Below are 16402 nucleotides of genomic sequence, written 5' to 3'. Positions count from 1 at the left end.
TTCCGGGCGGTCCCAGCGACCGTCCCCCGCTGCAAAAAACCGTACGGCCGACCACTGACAATCGGCCGCGGCCGACCGAACGCGGGCCGCTGACCAGCGCGTTCGGCACGGCCGGTAGCGTGCGGGAGATGACTACTTCGTGCCACGCAGCAGAACCGCACCAGCCCCTGCCCGGCAGCCAGGGTCCCGCCGCGACCGTCGAGGTCCCACCGCGCTCCGTGGGCGCCCTGACGATGTCCTACGCGCCCGACCCGGACGGCGCCCCGGACCCGGGCGAGATCGTCTGGACCTGGGTCCCCTTCGAGGAGCACGACGGGCGCGGCAAGGACCGGCCGGTGCTGGTCGTGGCCCGGGAGGCGGCCGGGACGGTGCTGGCCGTGCAGCTGACGAGCAAGCGCCACGACGAGCGGGACTGGGTGGCGATCGGCGCGGGCCCCTGGGACCGCGAGGGACGCGATTCCTGGGTCGCCGTGGACCGGGTGCTGCGGGTCCACGCGGGCGGGATGCGGCGGGAGGCGTGCGCGCTCGACCGGGGCCGCTTCAACCTCGTCGCCAACCGGCTGCGGGAACTGCACGGTTGGCGCTGACGCCGTCACCGCCCCGGGGCCGCAGACCGCCCCCGGGGCGCCTGCCGGACGGTCAGGCGTCGGCCAGCGCCAGGAGCTTGGTGACGGTGTTCCAGTTGCGGGCGGTGGCCGTCACCCCGAGCGGGGCGCGGCCGACCGCCCCGGCGAGCTTGGAGCGCCCGGCGCCCTGCGGGCACCACAGGTACAGCTCGCGACCGACCAGTTGGAAACGGTCCGGCGCGAACGCGGCCTGATCGAGCGCGTCCAACCGGGACGTGTCCGCCGGCTCCCCGGACAGGAACGTCACGTGCAGGGACTTGGGCTCCGGCACGGCCAGCGGGAACGGGTTCTGCGCGACCACGGCGGCCAGTTCGTCCCGGGTCCGCACGACCACCGGCACCGTCAGGCCCAGCTCGGCCAGGATGCCCTCCTCGATCCGCCGGGCGGTCCGCTCCGGCGGGGTGCCCGGATCCGCGAAGACGAGGTTGCCCGTCTGCAGGAGGACGGAGACCTCCGCGAACCCCAGGGAGCGGGCCAGCTCCAACTGCAACGCCTTGGGGAAGGAGTTGTGGCCCCCGACGTTGACACCGCGGAGCAGGGCGATCTGACGGGACATGCGCGGCCCTCCATGGACGGCGCCGGCCGGTGGGTCGGATTCCGGCGGCGCGGGCGGGGAACGGACGGGAAGCGGACGGGCGCGGCTCAGAACAGGGGAGCCGGCAGCACGCCCTCCAGGGCGAGCAGCTGCCGCTTGGCCTCCAGGCCGCCGCCGAAGCCCCCGATCCCGCCGTCGCTGGCCACGACCCGGTGGCAGGGGACGACCACGGGGAGCGGATTGGAGCCCATCGCCGCGCCCACCGCCCGGGCCGCGCCCGGCTCCCCGACCCGGTCGGCGAGGTCCTGGTAGCCGACCACGCTGCCGTACGGGACGCCGTCGGCCAGGATGCGCAGCACCCGGGCGTTGAAGCCGGCGGACAGCGACCAGTCCAGGGGGACCGTGAAGGCCCGCAGCTCACCGGCGAAATAGCGGACGAGCTCGGCTGCGGCCGTCGCCAGATGCGGTATCTCCGCCAGCGGGGGCCCGCCGAAGGCGCCCTCCAGACGGGCCAGCGCCCGTCGCGTGACCCGCTCGTCGGCGTGGAAGGCGACCAACACCAGGCCCTCCCGGGTCGCCGCCAGCAGCAGCGGGCCGATCGGGCTGTCGATGCGCGTCCAGCCCCAGTCGCGGCGGGCCGGGCGCCCCGCCGGTGCTACGGCCGGCGCGGTGGCCGGTCCGGGAACGTGCTCTGCGTCCGTCACATGCCCAGCGTAGGGCCGACCACTGACAACGCGGCGGGGAACGGACCGACGGCCGCCGCCGGACCGGCTCCCCGCCGCACCGGCACGGTCAGGAGCCGGCGTGGTGCAGCGCCTTGCGCACCACGTCGGGCTTGTTGCTGATGACCCCGTCGACGCCCAGGTCGGCGGCGTCGACCGCGGCCTTGGGGTCGTCGACGGTCCAGGTGTACAGCGCCAGCCGCTTGCGGTGCGGGCCCTTCAGGGCGTGCACGGCGCGCACATAGCGAGGGGCGACGGCCGTGTGGGGCGGGTTGATCTGGTCGCAGTACGCCGCGTACGCGGGCAGGTCGGCCACCGAGGGGCTCCCGAGGAAGCCCGTCGTGACGGCCGGGTTCATGCGGTGCACCTTCTTGATCGCGTCGGCGTTGAAGCTCTGGATGATCAGGCGGCTCTTGAGGTGCGGGCTGTCCAGCCAGCCGTCGTGCCACAGCTCCCTGAGGGCCTGCCGCTCGATACCGGGATAGAGCTCCGGGTTCTTCAGTTCCATCAGCAGCTTCTGCCCGTTGTGCTCGACCTCGTCCAGGTACTCCTCAAGGGTGGGCACCCGCTCCCCCTTGAACTTCGCTCCGAACCAGCTGCCCGCGTCCAGCTTCTCGATCTCCCGGAGGGTGAAGTCGCCGACGTTCCACGAGGAGCGGTTCGGGAAGACCTTCTTGACGTTGGTCGTGCGCGCCAGTGAGGTGTCGTGCAGGACGACCAGCTCTCCGTCCTTGGTGCGCTGGACGTCGTTCTCGACCCAGGTGATCCCGCGCCGGTGCGCCGCGTCGACCGAGGCGAGCGTGTTCTCGGGCGCGTACGCCGCGGCGCCGCGGTGGCCGACCACCAGGGGGGAGCGCCCGTGGGCGGCGGCCTGGGCCCCGGTGGTGGGGAGGGCGAGCGCGGACAGACCCAGGAGCGCACCGGCGAGGGCGACGGAGCGAATACGCATACGGACTCCTCGTGACGTCGTGGACGTGAAGTGAGGTGAACGGGGGCGGACGGACGGAGGCTCGCAGCCGGGCCGGAGGGGAAGGCGGACGTGCGGTGGCCGGGCGCTGAACGACAAGAGGCCGGTGTTCCGTGCGGAGCGCCGCAGTTGCAGGATGCCCGGCGGGGGCGTGCAGCAGGCGTGCGCTTCGACGCCGTCCAACTTGCCGGAGCCGTGGCATCCGCGCATCTCGGCCGACGGTGAGTCACCCTTCGTACAGCTGACTGGTTTTGCGGGGAGTGTCGGAGCGCCCGGCCGTGCCGCGCCTCGTCCGGCGCCGGCTGCGGACCGCCGCGCTGTTGCCCGCGGACCGGCCGCGGGCGCCGCCACCCGCCGCGGCTCCCCGCCCCTCTGCGGAAACCGCAGGTCAGGTCCGATGCGGCGTCGATTGTCAGTGGCGGGTCGTACGGTGGATGCCATGCGGCCCGTTTCACAGATCGAACGCACGGTGGCGCCCTTCGAGGTCGTCAGCCCCTACCAGCCCAGCGGCGACCAGCCGGCGGCCATCGCCGAGCTGGACCGGCGCATCCGCGGTGGTGAGAAGGACGTCGTCCTGCTGGGCGCGACCGGCACCGGCAAGTCGGCGACCACCGCGTGGATGATCGAGAAGCTACAGCGCCCGACGCTGGTGATGGCGCCCAACAAGACCCTCGCGGCGCAGCTCGCCAACGAGTTCCGCGAGCTGCTGCCCAACAACGCCGTCGAGTACTTCGTCTCCTACTACGACTACTACCAGCCCGAGGCGTACGTCCCGCAGTCCGATACGTACATCGAGAAGGACTCCTCCATCAACGAGGAGGTCGAGCGGCTGCGCCACTCCGCGACGAACTCGCTCCTCACCCGGCGGGACGTCATCGTGGTCGCCTCGGTGTCCTGCATCTACGGTCTGGGGACGCCCCAGGAGTACGTCGACCGCATGGTGCCCCTCAGGGTCGGCGACGAGATCGACCGGGACCAGCTGCTGCGTCGCTTCGTCGACATCCAGTACAGCCGCAACGACGTGGCGTTCACCCGGGGCACCTTCCGGGTCCGCGGCGACACCATCGAGATCTTCCCGGTCTACGAGGAGCTCGCCGTCCGGATCGAGATGTTCGGCGACGAGATCGAGGCGCTGTCCACCCTGCACCCGCTCACCGGCGAGGTGATCAGCGACGACCAGCAGTTGTACGTCTTCCCCGCCAGCCACTACATCGCCGGACCCGAGCGCCTGGAGAAGGCGATCGCCGGGATCGAGGCCGAGCTGGCGGACCGGTTGGCCACGTTGGAGAAGCAGGGCAAGCTGCTGGAGGCCCAGCGGCTGCGCATGCGCACCACCTACGACATCGAGATGATGCGGCAGATCGGCTCCTGCTCGGGCATCGAGAACTACTCGATGCACCTGGACGACCGCGAGCCGGGCACGGCGCCCAACACCCTCCTCGACTACTTCCCGGAAGACTTCCTGCTGGTCATCGACGAGTCGCACGTCACCGTCCCGCAGATCGGCGCCATGTACGAGGGCGACGCCTCCCGTAAGCGCACCCTCGTCGACCACGGCTTCCGGCTCCCGTCCGCGCTGGACAACCGCCCGCTGAAGTGGGAGGAGTTCCTGGGCCGGGTCGGTCAGACCGTCTACCTCTCCGCGACGCCCGGCCCGTACGAGCTGTCCCGCGGCGACGGCTTCGTGGAGCAGATCATCCGGCCGACCGGTCTGGTCGACCCGGAGGTGGTGGTCAAGCCCACCGAGGGGCAGATCGACGACCTGGTGCACGAGATCCGCAAGCGCACCGAGAAGGACGAGCGCGTCCTGGTCACCACCCTCACCAAGAAGATGGCCGAGGACCTCACCGACTACTTCCTGGAGCTCGGTATCCAGGTCCGCTACCTGCACAGCGACGTGGACACCCTGCGGCGCGTGGAGCTGCTGCGCGAGCTGCGGGCGGGCGAGTTCGACGTGCTCGTCGGCATCAACCTCCTCCGGGAGGGACTGGACCTGCCGGAGGTCTCCCTGGTGGCGATCCTGGACGCGGACAAGGAGGGCTTTCTGCGCTCCGGCACCTCGCTGATCCAGACCATCGGCCGCGCGGCCCGTAACGTCTCCGGCCAGGTGCACATGTACGCCGACAAGATCACCCCGGCGATGGAGAAGGCCATTGACGAGACCAACCGCCGCCGGGAGAAGCAGCTGGCGTACAACAAGGCGAACGGCATCGACCCCCAGCCGCTCCGCAAGAAGATCGGCGACATCGTCGCCAGCCTCGCCCGCGAGGAGATCGACACCCAGGAGCTGCTGGACACCGGTTACCGCAAGCGCGGCGACAAGGACGGCCCGGCCAAGGCGCCGGTCCCGGCCCTCGGCGGGAAGGCCGGCACGTCGGGCAAGGCCGCCAAGGGCAAGGGCAAGGGCGGGAAGGGCGGCGAGGCCCTGACCGACCGTCCCGCCGCCGAACTCGCCGAGACGATCGAGGAGCTGACGGAGCGGATGCGGGCGGCCGCCGCCGAGTTGCAGTTCGAGGTCGCCGCCCGGCTGCGCGACGAGGTCGGCGAGCTGAAGAAGGAGCTGCGGCAGATGAAGGAGGCCGGGCTGAAGTGACGGCCGGGTCCCCCTGCCCGTCCGCCGGCGGGTGGGCAGGGGAGGAGCCCCGCGTCCCGGGGAATGCTGAGTCAGCCGCCCCGGGGGCGCCTCCCACCAGCAGTTTTATCCAACTCTTTGCCAATTCATGAACTTCCTTTACCCTTCCTTGTGTGGAGGGGTACCGAAGTCCCTCCGGCAGCGACGACGCTGTGTGTGCCGTACAAGACTGCCGGAGGAGCAGTGGACGTTTCCCTGGGTCTGTGGGTGATGACCGTCCTCGGTCTGATCGCCTTGATCGCCCTGGACTTTTTCATCGGGGGGCGCAAGCCCCATGAGGTGTCTCTCAAGGAAGCCGGCATCTGGACCGGCGTCTGGGTGGCGCTCGCCGTGCTGTTCGGTATCGGCCTGCTGCTCTTCGCCGGCGCCGAGCCGGCGGGCGAGTTCTTCGCCGGCTTCATCACCGAGAAGTCGCTGAGTGTCGACAACCTCTTCATATTCGTCCTGATCATGGGCAAGTTCGCGGTCCCGGCCGCCTACCAGCAGCGAGTGCTGATGGTCGGGGTGCTGATCGCGCTGGTGCTGCGCGCCGGATTCATCGCCGCGGGCGCCGCGATCGTCGCCAACTTCTTCTGGGTCTTCTATCTCTTCGGCGCGTTCCTCATCTGGACCGCGTGGAAGCTCATCCAGGAGGCGCGGTCCGGAGCGGAGGACGAGGAGTTCGAGGAGAACCGCTTCCTGAAGGCGGTCAAGCGCCGTGTCCCGTCCACCGACAAGTACCACGGCACCAGGCTCTTCATCGTCGAGAACGGTCAGCGGCTGATGACGCCGATGCTGATCGTCATGCTGGCGATCGGCACCACCGACGTCCTGTTCGCCCTGGACTCGATCCCGGCGATCTTCGGCCTCACCCAGGACCCGTACATCGTCTTCACCGCCAACGCCTTCGCTCTGATGGGACTGCGGCAGCTGTACTTCCTGATCGGCGGGCTGGTCAAGAAGCTGGTCCACCTCTCCTACGGCCTGTCGGTGATACTCGGCTTCATCGGCGTGAAGCTGGTGTTGCACGCCCTGCACGAGTCCGGGGTGGCCGTACCGGAGATCAGCATCCCGGTCTCGTTGGGGGTGATCTGCGCGGTGCTGGTCGTCACGACGGTGACCAGCCTGCGGGCCGCGCGCCGCCTGGCGGCGGCCGAGGAGGCCGCGGGGACGACCGACGCCGCAGGGGCGCACCGCCACGAGTGAGGGCGGCCGGCCGACAACGGCGCGGGCCCGGTGGACGGAACTCCGCCCACCGGGCCCGCGACCGGGCGCCCGGTGCCTACCAGCCGCGCGCCCGCCACTCGGCGACGTGCGGCCGCTCGGCGCCCAGCGTGGTGTCGGCACCGTGGCCCGGATAGACCCAGGTCTCGTCCGGCAGTTCGTCGAAGAGCTTGCGCTGTACGTCGTCCAGCAGGCTGGTGAACCGCCCGGCGTCCCCCCAGGTGTTGCCGATCCCGCCGGGGAAGAGGCAGTCCCCGGTGAAGACGTGCGGATGGCCGTGCGGGTCGTCGTAGAGCAGCGCGATGCTGCCCGGGGTGTGCCCGCTCAGATGGCGCGCGGTCAGCCGGACGCGCCCCACCGTGAGGACGTCGCCGTCGTCGACCAGGACGTCGGTGGGGACGGGGACGCCCTCGGCGTCGTGCCGCCCCGCGTACGTGCGGGCGCCGGTCGCGTCGACGACCTCGCGCAGCGCGCCCCAGTGGTCGCCGTGCTGGTGCGTGGTGACCACGGACGCCAGACCGCTGTCGCCGATCAGGGTGAGGAGGGTGTGCGGCTCGGCGGCCGCGTCGATCAGCAACTGCTCGTCGGTCGCACGGCAGCGCAGCACATACGCGTTGTTGTCCATGGGGCCGACGGCGACCTTCGAGATCATCAGGTCGGTCAGCTCGTGCACGTCGGCCGGTCCGCCGACCTTCACTGCTCCGCTGTAGGTCATGGCACCAACTCTAGAGCGGAGGGATCACCGGCAGGGGGCCGTCCTGGGTCGCCAGCCGGCCGCCGTCCGCGCGCCCGGTCAGCCAGCCGACCAGGTCCCTCGCCGGGCCGCGCACCACCACCGGCGCGACCGCAGCGCCGTCGGCGGGGCCCTCCCGCCCGGTACGCCACCGACGGCCCTCCTCGTCGTGCAGCTCCAGGGCGGCCAGATCGGGGCGCCCGGCGAACTTGACCCCGGTGAGGAAGTCCAGCTCGCTGGTCACGAAGGCGGCCGACAGCTGCTCGACGGTGTAGCCGACGCCCAGGTCGACGTGGTGCAGCTCGACCTCGGTCAGCCGGCGCAGCGCCAGCCGGTCGGCGCGTTCGACGACGCCGTTGCGCATCTCGACCTCGAACGCCCGACGGTCCTCCGGCAGGGCCTGCGCCGCCGCCGCGAAGCGCGCCGCGCTCTCCTGGAGGTCCTCCAGGTGCGCCGCCAGCGGGCGGTGGGCGTCCCGCTCGATGTCGCCGTCACGCGCCGCCGTACTGACGTACATCGGTGTGCGGACGTCGGTCCGGGCCCAGGTCAGGAGATTGACCAGGGCGTCGGCATTGCGGGCCAGGTGGGCCAGGACGTGGCCCCGGGTCCATCCGGGGAGCAGCGACGGCTCGCCGACCGCGGCGTCGTCGAGCTTTCCCAGGGAGACCAGCAGGCGCTCGGTGGACTCGTGGACGGCGGCCGTGTCGCGCGGGAAATCAGGAGCGATGGTCATGCCCTGACGCTAGCGCCGGGCGGCCGGGTTCGGGAGGCGGACGGAGACCTTCCGGCCGGATGCGGGGGCGGTGCCGGTGGCACGGGTGGTGCACACAGGCGCAGACGGGGCGGACGGGCCGGCAGGCCTTCCCGCGCCGCCCGCTCGGTCTGCGCCCCGGAATGCGCTGGGGGCCGTTGACAGCGTGCGTGGAGGCTTGCTGTCGGACGTCTTTCGTCCGGCTGGGAGGACGGGCCGGGGGTCGGGCGGTGGACGGGAGGGCGCCGGTCGGGCCGTCGCGGTCGGCTTCTGGCAGCCGCCCCGAGCCTGCCGACGCAGTACGCGTTCAACTCCCCATAGGGGCAGGGGCGTTGCGGGAGCGGGTCGTGCCGTCGCCCCGCCGCGCCAGGGGCCCGGCCAGGCCAGGCCGCCCGGTCGATCGCCGTCGGGGCCGCGCCCGATCGCCGCAGCCGCCCCGCACCCGCCCGCTCGCGGACCCGGGCCGTCGCCGAAGCCGCGGCCCGGCGGCCGGCGGGTGACTGTGCGGAGGCGGTCGCCGTTGACCGCGAAGCAGTGATCCGGCGCACATGTGACGTGCCGGCGCGGGCGCTGCCGGACAGGGGCCCAGGCGGGGGCGAGCGGAGTGCTGCCGAGCGCCGAACGGCGTAAGGGCTGGTCATCGCGGCGGGAAGGATGCGGGGTCGCCACACGTTTGGGTGAAGTGGGCTTGCGAGGCCCGTAAATCGAATGCACGTGCTATAGGCTCGTGTGTGGCATCCCAAAGACGCTGCCGCGGCGGCCCCCATACCCTTGGTCGGGGACCCCGCTCCGCTCCGCCGCCTCTGCTCTCTCACCGCGCGGCGGGCGCAGCCCCGTGGCTCCCGCCCCTCTCCAAGAAAGGTGCCGACCGGCGTGGCCGACCGTCTCATCGTTCGTGGCGCTCGCGAGCACAACCTCCGCAACGTCTCGCTCGACCTCCCCCGCGACTCGCTCATCGTCTTCACGGGGCTCTCCGGGTCGGGCAAGTCCTCGCTCGCCTTCGACACCATCTTCGCCGAGGGGCAGCGCCGCTACGTCGAGTCGCTCTCCTCCTACGCCCGGCAGTTCCTCGGGCAGATGGACAAGCCCGATGTGGACTTCATCGAGGGCCTGTCCCCCGCGGTCTCGATCGACCAGAAGTCGACCTCGCGCAACCCGCGCTCGACGGTCGGCACGATCACCGAGGTCTACGACTACCTCCGCCTGCTCTTCGCCCGGATCGGCAAGCCGCACTGCCCCGAGTGCAGCCGGCCGATCGCCCGGCAGTCGCCCCAGGCCATCGTCGACAAGGTCCTGGAGCTCCCCGAGGGCAGCCGCTTCCAGGTGCTCTCGCCGCTGGTGCGCGAGCGCAAGGGCGAGTTCGTCGACCTCTTCTCCGACCTCCAGACCAAGGGCTACAGCCGCGCCCGGGTCGACGGGGAGACCATCCACCTCTCCGATCCGCCGAAGCTGAAGAAGCAGGAGAAGCACACCATCGAGGTGGTCATCGACCGCCTCACGGTCAAGGAGAGCGCCAAGCGCCGGCTGACCGACTCCGTGGAGACCGCCCTCGGGCTCTCCGGCGGCATGGTCATCCTCGACTTCGTCGACCTGGAGCCGGACGACTCGCAGCGCGAGCGGATGTACTCCGAGCACCTCTACTGCGCCTACGACGACCTCTCCTTCGAGGAGTTGGAGCCCCGCTCCTTCTCCTTCAACTCCCCCTTCGGCGCCTGCCCGGACTGCACCGGCATCGGCACCCGTATGGAGGTCGACCCCGAGCTGATCATCCCGGACGAGGAGCGCTCCCTCGACGAGGGCGCCATCCACCCCTGGTCCGGCGGCCACACCAAGGACTACTTCGGCCGCCTGGTCGGCGCGCTCGCCGACGCCCTCGGCTTCCGCACGGACATCCCCTGGGCCGGCCTGCCGCAGCGCGCCAAGAAGGCCCTGCTCTACGGCCACAAGACCCAGATCGAGGTCCGCTACCGCAACCGCTACGGCCGCCAGCGGGCCTACACCACCGCCTTCGAGGGCGCGGTGCCGTTCGTCAAGCGGCGGCACAGCGAGGCGGAGAGCGACAGCAGCCGGGAGCGCTTCGAGGGCTATATGCGCGAGGTGCCCTGCCCGACCTGTGAGGGCACCCGGCTCAAGCCGATCGTGCTCGCCGTCACGGTCCAGGAGAAGTCGATCGCCGAGGTCGCGGCCATGTCGATCAGCGACTGCGCCGAATTCCTGCGCTCGATGACGCTCAACGCCCGCGAGAAGACCATCGCCGAGCGGGTCCTGAAGGAGGTCAACGAGCGGCTGAAGTTCCTGGTCGACGTCGGCCTGGACTACCTCTCGCTGAACCGCGCGGCCGGCACCCTCTCCGGCGGCGAGGCCCAGCGCATCCGCCTGGCCACCCAGATCGGCTCCGGTCTGGTGGGCGTGCTCTACGTCCTCGACGAGCCGTCGATCGGTCTGCACCAGCGCGACAACCACCGGCTGATCGAGACCCTGGTGCGGCTGCGCGACATGGGCAACACCCTGATCGTGGTGGAGCACGACGAGGACACCATCAAGGTCGCCGACTGGGTCGTCGACATCGGCCCCGGCGCCGGTGAGCACGGCGGCAAGGTCGTGCACAGCGGCCCGATGAAGCAGCTGCTGGCCAACAAGGAATCGATCACCGGCCAGTACCTCGCCGGCAAGAGGGCGATCGCGACGCCCGACGTCCGCCGCCCCACCGACCCGTCCCGCCGTCTGACCGTCCACGGCGCGAAGGAGAACAACCTCCGCGACATCGACGTCTCCTTCCCGCTCGGGGTGCTCTCCGCCGTCACCGGAGTCTCCGGCTCCGGCAAGTCGACGCTGGTCAACGACATCCTCTACACCCACCTCGCCCGCGAGCTGAACGGCGCCAAGTCGGTGCCCGGCCGGCACACCCGGGTCGCCGGCGACGACCTCGTCGACAAGGTGGTGCACGTCGACCAGTCGCCGATCGGCCGCACCCCGCGGTCCAACCCGGCCACCTACACCGGCGTCTTCGACCACGTCCGCAAGCTCTTCGCGGAGACGATGGAGGCCAAGGTCCGCGGCTATCTGCCCGGTCGCTTCTCCTTCAACGTCAAGGGCGGCCGCTGTGAGAACTGCTCCGGCGACGGCACGATCAAGATCGAGATGAACTTCCTGCCGGACGTCTATGTGCCGTGCGAGGTCTGCCACGGTGCGCGCTACAACCGCGAGACGCTGGAGGTCCACTACAAGGGCAAGTCCATCGCCGAGGTGCTGGACATGCCGATCGAGGAGGCGCTGAGCTTCTTCGAGGCGGTTCCCACCATCGCCCGCCACCTCAAGACGCTCAACGAGGTCGGCCTCGGCTACGTCCGGCTCGGCCAGTCCGCGCCGACCCTCTCCGGCGGTGAGGCGCAGCGCGTCAAGCTGGCCAGCGAGCTCCAGAAGCGCTCCACGGGCAGCACCGTCTACGTTCTCGACGAGCCCACCACGGGCCTGCACTTCGAGGACATCAGCAAGCTGATCAAGGTGCTGTCCGGCCTGGTCGACAAGGGCAACACGGTGATCGTCATCGAGCACAACCTCGATGTGATCAAGACCGCGGACTGGGTCATCGACATGGGCCCCGAGGGCGGCAGCGGCGGCGGCATGGTCGTCGCCGAGGGCACCCCGGAGGAGGTCGCGGCGATCCCCGCCAGCCACACCGGCAAGTTCCTGCGGGACATCCTCGGCGACCGGGTCAGCGACGCGGTGGTGGTGAGCGGCTCGCCCAGGAAGCCGGCCGCCCGGAGGACCGCGAAGAAGGCGGTGGCCGCCGCGTCCGCCGGGACGCCGACGGTGACGGCCTCGACGGCGAAGAAGACCGCGGCGAAGAAGACCACCGCGAAGACGGCGGCCAAGAAGACCGCCGCCACCGCCAAGAAGGCCCCGGCCAAGAAGGCCCCGGCCAAGAAGGCCCCGGCCAAGAAGACGGCGACGCGGGCCCGCGGGACCTCCTGACGCCGCATCGCCGCACCTACAGCGGGGGCGGAGCTCCTTTCGGGGCTCCGCCCCCGTGGCGTATCCGGGCCCAGCCAGGGCCTGCCGTCCCACTCCCGTCTGCCATCTGCTGTCCGGCGCTCGACACGCACTCTCGCCGCACCGGGCAACGACCCCACCACTCCAGTGCAGGGGCCCTCACCCGGCAGACCGAGAGCACGCACCGGACACCGCCCACCCTGCCCATCGGGCCGTCCACGGGAGTGTGACGACAGGCCCTGGCTAAGCCGCCAGTTCGGCGGCGAACGGCGGTTCCGCGCCCGCTCGGGAGCAGGTGACCGCGGCCGCCCGGGCGGCGAAGCGGAGGATGTCCGCCCAGTCGTCGTCGGTCAGCGCCGCGATCGCCGCGTACGACAGCGCGCCGTGGGCGTCCAGGCGGTGCAGCAGCGCCGCGTTGACGGTGTCGCCCGCGCCGATCGTGTCGACCACGGCGACCTGCTCACCGGGCACCGCCACCTCGCCGCCGTCCCGGGTGAGCACCGTCATCCCGTCGCCGCCGTGGGTGAGGACGAGCGCCGCCGGCCCCGCGGCCAGCCACTCCCGGGCCGCCGCGAGCGCCGCCGCCCGGCCGGCGCCCGCGGCGCCCGTCGGCTCCGAACCCGTCCCGGCCAGCCACCGCGCGTCCTCCTCGGACAGCTTCAGCAGCGCCAGGTCCGGCAGCCAGGAGCGGAAACGGGCGCGGTAGCCGTCCGGATCGAGGATCAGCCCGGGGCGGACGTTGGGATCGAGCGCGGTGAACACCCCGCGCCGGGCCTCCCGTCGCAGCAGCGCCTCGTACGCGCCGGCGCCCGGTTCCAGCACCAGCGAGCAGGTGCCCAGCGACAGCGCGCGCACCCCGTCCGGCAGCGCCGGGGGAAGGGTGAAGAGGCGGTCGGCGGTGCCCTCCGCGTAGAAGCCGTAACCGGCCGAGCCGTCCGGGCTGATGTCCGCCACCGCCAGGGTGGTCGGCTCCGGGCCGCGCTGCACCAGCGAGGTGTCCACCCCGCCGTCGCGCAGGCCGCGCAGCAGCGACGCGCCGAAGGCGTCGGTCGAGACCCGGGAGCAGAACGCGGTGGGCGAGCCCAGCCGCCCCAGCGCCAGCGCGGTGTTGTACGGCCCGCCGCCGCGCCGCGGCAGCAGCGCCGGCAACGGGCCGTCGGGGGAGGGCTGTTGGCTGGGGACGAGGTCGATCAGCGCCTCGCCGGCGACGACGATCACGGATGCGGGTCCTTTCCTACAGAGGCCGGGGCCTTGCGGGCTGCGGTCCGTTCGGGACCTGGGGCCGAGCGGGGTCAGGGCAGCCGCACGAGGTGCGGTGCACAAAGGCGCAGGGCAGCCGGACGGTGCGGGGCGGCCGGTCCGGCGCGTCCAGCCGTTCCAGGAGCAGACGGACCGCCGCCGCGCCGAGTTCCTTGCTGGGCTGGGCGATCGCGGTCAGCCGCGGGGTGAACAGGTCCGCCCAGGAGAAGTCGTCGAAGCAGGCCAGGGCGAGGTCCCGGGGGACCTCCAGGCCCAGGGCGCGCAGCGCCTGGAGCGCGCCGATGGTCATCGCGTTGTTGGCGGTGATCAGCGCGGTGGGCGGCTCCGGCGCGGCGAGCAGGCGCCGGGTGGCGTGCTGGGCGCCCGCCGCCTCGGAGTCGCCGCCGGCCAGGAGCTCCGGCGCGAACGGCAGTCCGCGGGATTGCAGCCCCTCGCGGTAGCCCTGGACCCGCTCGGCGGTGGTGCTCAGCCCGGGCGCGCCCGCCACCAGGCCGATCCGGGTGTGGCCCAGGTCGGCCAGATGCTCGACGAGCCGGCGCACCGGACCGGCGCTCTCCGCACACACCTGGTCGAAGCCGTCGCCGACCAACCGGTCGAGGAAGACCACAGGTATATGACGCCTCGTCAAATATTCGGCCATCGCCGCGGGTTCGGCGGACGGGGCGACGATCATGCCGTCCACCCGCCGCTCGTGCAGCAGCTGGACGACCTTGCGCTCATGGCGCGGATCGTCGTGCGGATCGGCGATCAGCAGGCTGTACCCGGCCTCCAGCGCGGCGGCCTCGACGCCCTGGAGGATCTCCGTGAAGTAGGGGTTGCTGATCGCCGAGACCGCCAGGCCGATGGAGCGGGTGCGGGCGGTGACCAGTGAGCGGGCGAGGGTGTTGTGGGTGTAGCCGAGCTCCTCGATGGCGGCCAGCACCGCGGCCCGGGTGTCGGGGCGCACCGGCCGGGTGTCGTTCACCACGTGCGAGACCGTGGCGACCGAGACGCCCGCGCGCCGTGCCACGTCCACCATCGTCGCCATCCGGCTCTTTCCTCCCGACGCCCCGGTGCACCGTGCCCCGGCCTCCGGACGGGCGGTCCCGCGTCCGGCCGTCCGCCGCGGTCCCTCACGGCACGGCCGCGGAAGGGCAAGCGTAAACGCTTGCGCAAGCGTTTACGTCCCGGTGGGTTCGACTCTCCTCGCTCCGCGGCGGCACCGGGCGCCCTCCCGCGGCCGTCACCGACGCCGCCGGCGCTCCCTCTCCGTCCAGGGGGTGCGCCGGAGACCACGGGCCGTGGCCCGCGGCGGGTGGACCGCCGTCCGTCCGGGCGGACCGCCCCGGTATCGTCGGGAGTCGACGCCGTCCACTGATCAGGAGTTGCCATATGAGCGCGTCCCCGGACCGTCGGACCGTGCTGCGCGGGGCCGCGCTCGCCGGTATCGCATGCTTCGGCGCCGCCGCCTGCGCCGGGGGCGAGCAGGGGACGAGCGCCCGGCCGTCCTCGGACGCGCCGGTCGAGCTGGGCCCGGCCACGGAGGTGCCGGTCGGCGGCGCCAAGCTCTACGCCGCGCAGCGGCTGCTGGTCTCGCAGCCCGCCAAGGGCGAGTTCAAGTGCTTCAGCAGCGTGTGCACGCACATGGGCGCGGTGCTGAACAAGATCGAGAAGGGGCAGGCGATCTGCCCGCTGCACGGCAGCCACTTCCAGGTGGCCGACGGCAAGGTCGCCCAGGGTCCGGCGGCCGTCCCGCTGGAGTCGGTCCCGATCAAGGTCAAGGGCGGCAAGCTGATCGCGGGCTGAGTCGCTGCCCCGTTCACCTCCAGTCCCAGGTGATCCCCAGGATTCCCGGCCGCACCCCCTGCTCCACCACGTGCACCGCGTGGTGCCGCCCGCTCAGCGTCAGCTCCTGACGGCCGCTGCGCGGGGCGCCGGCCGACGCCTGGGTGAAGCGGCGGCAGCGCACCGGCAGCGCCACCTCGTCGAAGCGCACCTGGAGCACGTACTGGCCTCCGGCGAAGCTGAAACCGCGCACGTACTCGGAGCTCGGGCCGCCGCTGCCGTCCTCGAAGGCGTAGCCGAAGACATGGGTGTCGCCGACCTGGAGCCGGGTGTCGAAGAGCAGCTCGGCCACGACCACGCCGTTCTCCGCGTCCCCGCGCACCCGCCCCAGCCGGCAGTTCTCCGCGGCCCGCACCCGCACCCGGTGGGGATCGCAGCCCGGATCGCCCCGGTGGATGGCGATGTAGCGGTCCACCCCGTCCCGGTGGGCGCGCACCACCTGGAGGGATTCCCGTTCGCTCAGCTCGCGCCGGGACCCGATCCGTACCCGCTCGTGGTGGCCGACGGTGTGCACCCCGCCGTCCACCGGGGTCTCCAGCTCCGTGAAGAGCTGCTGGAGGCAGTCGGCCGGGGCCACCAGGGTGCGGTACGAGCGGGCCGGCGGCCGCTCGGTCTCCGGGCGGGCGCCGCCCTCGGGCACCAGGAGCCGGTGCAGTGACCGGTCGGGCAGCCCGAGGACGTCCTCCAGGGCGCGGACCGCGCGCAGCGACTCGGGGCGCTGCGGTCTCCGGGCGCCCTGCTGCCAGTAACTCAGGCTGGTGACACCGATGGTGATGCCGCGCTGGGCGAGTTTGTGCTGGACGCGGGTGAGCGCCAGACCGCGTGCGGTGAGGGCGCTGCGCAGGGCGAGGTGGAACGGTCCGGTCCGCAGCAGCTGGGCCAACTCGGCCGGGACCGAGGGGTTTTGCGCGGTGTCGGGGATGTTCTGTGCCATTGCCTCAATCCTCCGGCGCGCGCGGTGAATGTTCACAACCGGAACGCATGGCGCACGCTCTCCCTGCTCGTTCGTTGCAGGACGTTGGGCACCGGCCGTTCACATTCGGGCCCGTTCGTCCACACCCCCATGTCACCTCGCATTGAAGCGTGTTGACCTGCCTGCGACAACACCCGATGCTCCACAGCAGCATCCGGATGCGCTCCTCTCACCTTTCACCCC

At 71.9% G+C, this 16402-nt stretch carries 13 protein-coding genes; 5 read left to right on the top strand and 8 right to left on the bottom strand.

Annotated elements, in window-relative coordinates; translation table 11 throughout:
* Positions 1 to 128 precede the first annotated feature (128 nt).
* On the top strand, positions 129 to 587 hold the full coding sequence (locus ACIQE0_RS19165; RefSeq protein ID WP_402333520.1) for a type II toxin-antitoxin system PemK/MazF family toxin: 459 nt from the start codon (positions 129 to 131) through the stop codon (positions 585 to 587).
* Positions 588 to 639: 52 nt separating this feature from the next.
* Here the strand turns inward: ACIQE0_RS19165 and ACIQE0_RS19160 are convergent, their stop codons facing one another.
* From ACIQE0_RS19160 to ACIQE0_RS19150, 3 genes are all read right to left on the bottom strand, one after another.
* Positions 640 to 1182, bottom strand: a complete 543-nt coding sequence (locus ACIQE0_RS19160) for a DUF1697 domain-containing protein (RefSeq protein ID WP_402333517.1) — start codon at positions 1180 to 1182, stop codon at positions 640 to 642.
* 86 nt (positions 1183 to 1268) lie between these two features.
* A complete protein-coding gene (locus tag ACIQE0_RS19155) occupies positions 1269 to 1865 on the bottom strand; it encodes a methylated-DNA--[protein]-cysteine S-methyltransferase (protein ID WP_402333514.1) in 597 nt (198 codons plus the stop codon).
* 88 nt (positions 1866 to 1953) lie between these two features.
* A complete protein-coding gene (locus tag ACIQE0_RS19150) occupies positions 1954 to 2832 on the bottom strand; it encodes a glycerophosphodiester phosphodiesterase family protein (protein ID WP_366331845.1) in 879 nt (292 codons plus the stop codon).
* A 457-nt stretch (positions 2833 to 3289) separates the two neighbouring features.
* Here ACIQE0_RS19150 and uvrB point away from each other — a divergent pair, with 457 nt between their 5' ends.
* Positions 3290 to 5443 (top strand): excinuclease ABC subunit UvrB, encoded by a 2154-nt coding sequence (uvrB, locus tag ACIQE0_RS19145; RefSeq protein ID WP_402333511.1) that lies wholly within the window; start codon positions 3290 to 3292, stop codon positions 5441 to 5443.
* A 222-nt stretch (positions 5444 to 5665) separates the two neighbouring features.
* The gene (locus ACIQE0_RS19140) at positions 5666 to 6667 is read left to right on the top strand and encodes a TerC family protein (protein ID WP_402333508.1); all 1002 of its coding nucleotides are present in this window, start codon (positions 5666 to 5668) and stop codon (positions 6665 to 6667) included.
* Between the two features lie 76 nt (positions 6668 to 6743).
* On the opposite strand, the gene ACIQE0_RS19135 is transcribed toward ACIQE0_RS19140, so the two are convergent.
* Positions 6744 to 7400 carry an MBL fold metallo-hydrolase gene (locus ACIQE0_RS19135; RefSeq protein ID WP_402333505.1) on the bottom strand — a complete coding sequence of 219 codons (657 nt, stop codon included), beginning with the start codon at positions 7398 to 7400 and terminating at the stop codon, positions 6744 to 6746.
* Positions 7401 to 7410: 10 nt separating this feature from the next.
* Positions 7411 to 8151 (bottom strand): maleylpyruvate isomerase family mycothiol-dependent enzyme, encoded by a 741-nt coding sequence (locus ACIQE0_RS19130; protein ID WP_402333502.1) that lies wholly within the window; start codon positions 8149 to 8151, stop codon positions 7411 to 7413.
* 891 nt (positions 8152 to 9042) lie between these two features.
* Here ACIQE0_RS19130 and uvrA point away from each other — a divergent pair.
* Positions 9043 to 12144 (top strand): excinuclease ABC subunit UvrA, encoded by a 3102-nt coding sequence (gene uvrA, locus ACIQE0_RS19125; RefSeq protein ID WP_402333499.1) that lies wholly within the window; start codon positions 9043 to 9045, stop codon positions 12142 to 12144.
* Between the two features lie 261 nt (positions 12145 to 12405).
* On the opposite strand, the gene ACIQE0_RS19120 is transcribed toward uvrA, so the two are convergent.
* Both ACIQE0_RS19120 and ACIQE0_RS19115 read right to left on the bottom strand, forming a co-directional pair.
* Positions 12406 to 13380 (bottom strand): carbohydrate kinase, encoded by a 975-nt coding sequence (locus ACIQE0_RS19120; protein ID WP_402333495.1) that lies wholly within the window; start codon positions 13378 to 13380, stop codon positions 12406 to 12408.
* A gap of 16 nt (positions 13381 to 13396) precedes the next feature.
* Complete coding sequence (locus ACIQE0_RS19115) at positions 13397 to 14449, bottom strand: LacI family DNA-binding transcriptional regulator (protein ID WP_402333492.1); 1053 nt, start codon at positions 14447 to 14449, stop codon at positions 13397 to 13399.
* A 344-nt stretch (positions 14450 to 14793) separates the two neighbouring features.
* On the opposite strand from ACIQE0_RS19115, the gene ACIQE0_RS19110 reads away from it, so the two are divergent.
* Positions 14794 to 15207 (top strand): Rieske (2Fe-2S) protein, encoded by a 414-nt coding sequence (locus ACIQE0_RS19110; protein ID WP_366339730.1) that lies wholly within the window; start codon positions 14794 to 14796, stop codon positions 15205 to 15207.
* A 13-nt stretch (positions 15208 to 15220) separates the two neighbouring features.
* On the opposite strand, the gene ACIQE0_RS19105 is transcribed toward ACIQE0_RS19110, so the two are convergent.
* Entirely contained in the window at positions 15221 to 16180 is a 960-nt protein-coding gene (locus ACIQE0_RS19105; protein WP_402333488.1) for a hypothetical protein, read from the bottom strand.
* Positions 16181 to 16402: the final 222 nt, after the last annotated feature.

The sequence above is a fragment of the Streptomyces sp. NPDC093097 genome (assembly GCF_044754325.1).
In the GTDB taxonomy this organism is placed as follows: domain Bacteria; phylum Actinomycetota; class Actinomycetes; order Streptomycetales; family Streptomycetaceae; genus Streptomyces.
The sequence above is the reverse complement of the archived record's forward strand: the minus strand, read 5'-3'. Positions and strand labels throughout refer to the sequence as shown.

Excerpts from the sequence above, each read along its gene's own strand:
- uvrB (WP_402333511.1), top strand. The coding sequence starts at position 3,290 with ATGCGGCCCGTTTCACAGATCGAACGCACGGTGGCGCCCTTCGAGGTC.
- ACIQE0_RS19135 (WP_402333505.1), bottom strand. The coding sequence starts at position 7,400 with ATGACCTACAGCGGAGCAGTGAAGGTCGGCGGACCGGCCGACGTGCAC.
- ACIQE0_RS19150 (WP_366331845.1), bottom strand. The coding sequence starts at position 2,832 with ATGCGTATTCGCTCCGTCGCCCTCGCCGGTGCGCTCCTGGGTCTGTCC.
- ACIQE0_RS19165 (WP_402333520.1), top strand. The coding sequence starts at position 129 with ATGACTACTTCGTGCCACGCAGCAGAACCGCACCAGCCCCTGCCCGGC.
- ACIQE0_RS19130 (WP_402333502.1), bottom strand. The coding sequence starts at position 8,151 with ATGACCATCGCTCCTGATTTCCCGCGCGACACGGCCGCCGTCCACGAG.
- ACIQE0_RS19115 (WP_402333492.1), bottom strand. The coding sequence starts at position 14,449 with ATGGCGACGATGGTGGACGTGGCACGGCGCGCGGGCGTCTCGGTCGCC.
- ACIQE0_RS19105 (WP_402333488.1), bottom strand. The coding sequence starts at position 16,180 with ATGGCACAGAACATCCCCGACACCGCGCAAAACCCCTCGGTCCCGGCC.
- ACIQE0_RS19160 (WP_402333517.1), bottom strand. The coding sequence starts at position 1,182 with ATGTCCCGTCAGATCGCCCTGCTCCGCGGTGTCAACGTCGGGGGCCAC.
- ACIQE0_RS19110 (WP_366339730.1), top strand. The coding sequence starts at position 14,794 with ATGAGCGCGTCCCCGGACCGTCGGACCGTGCTGCGCGGGGCCGCGCTC.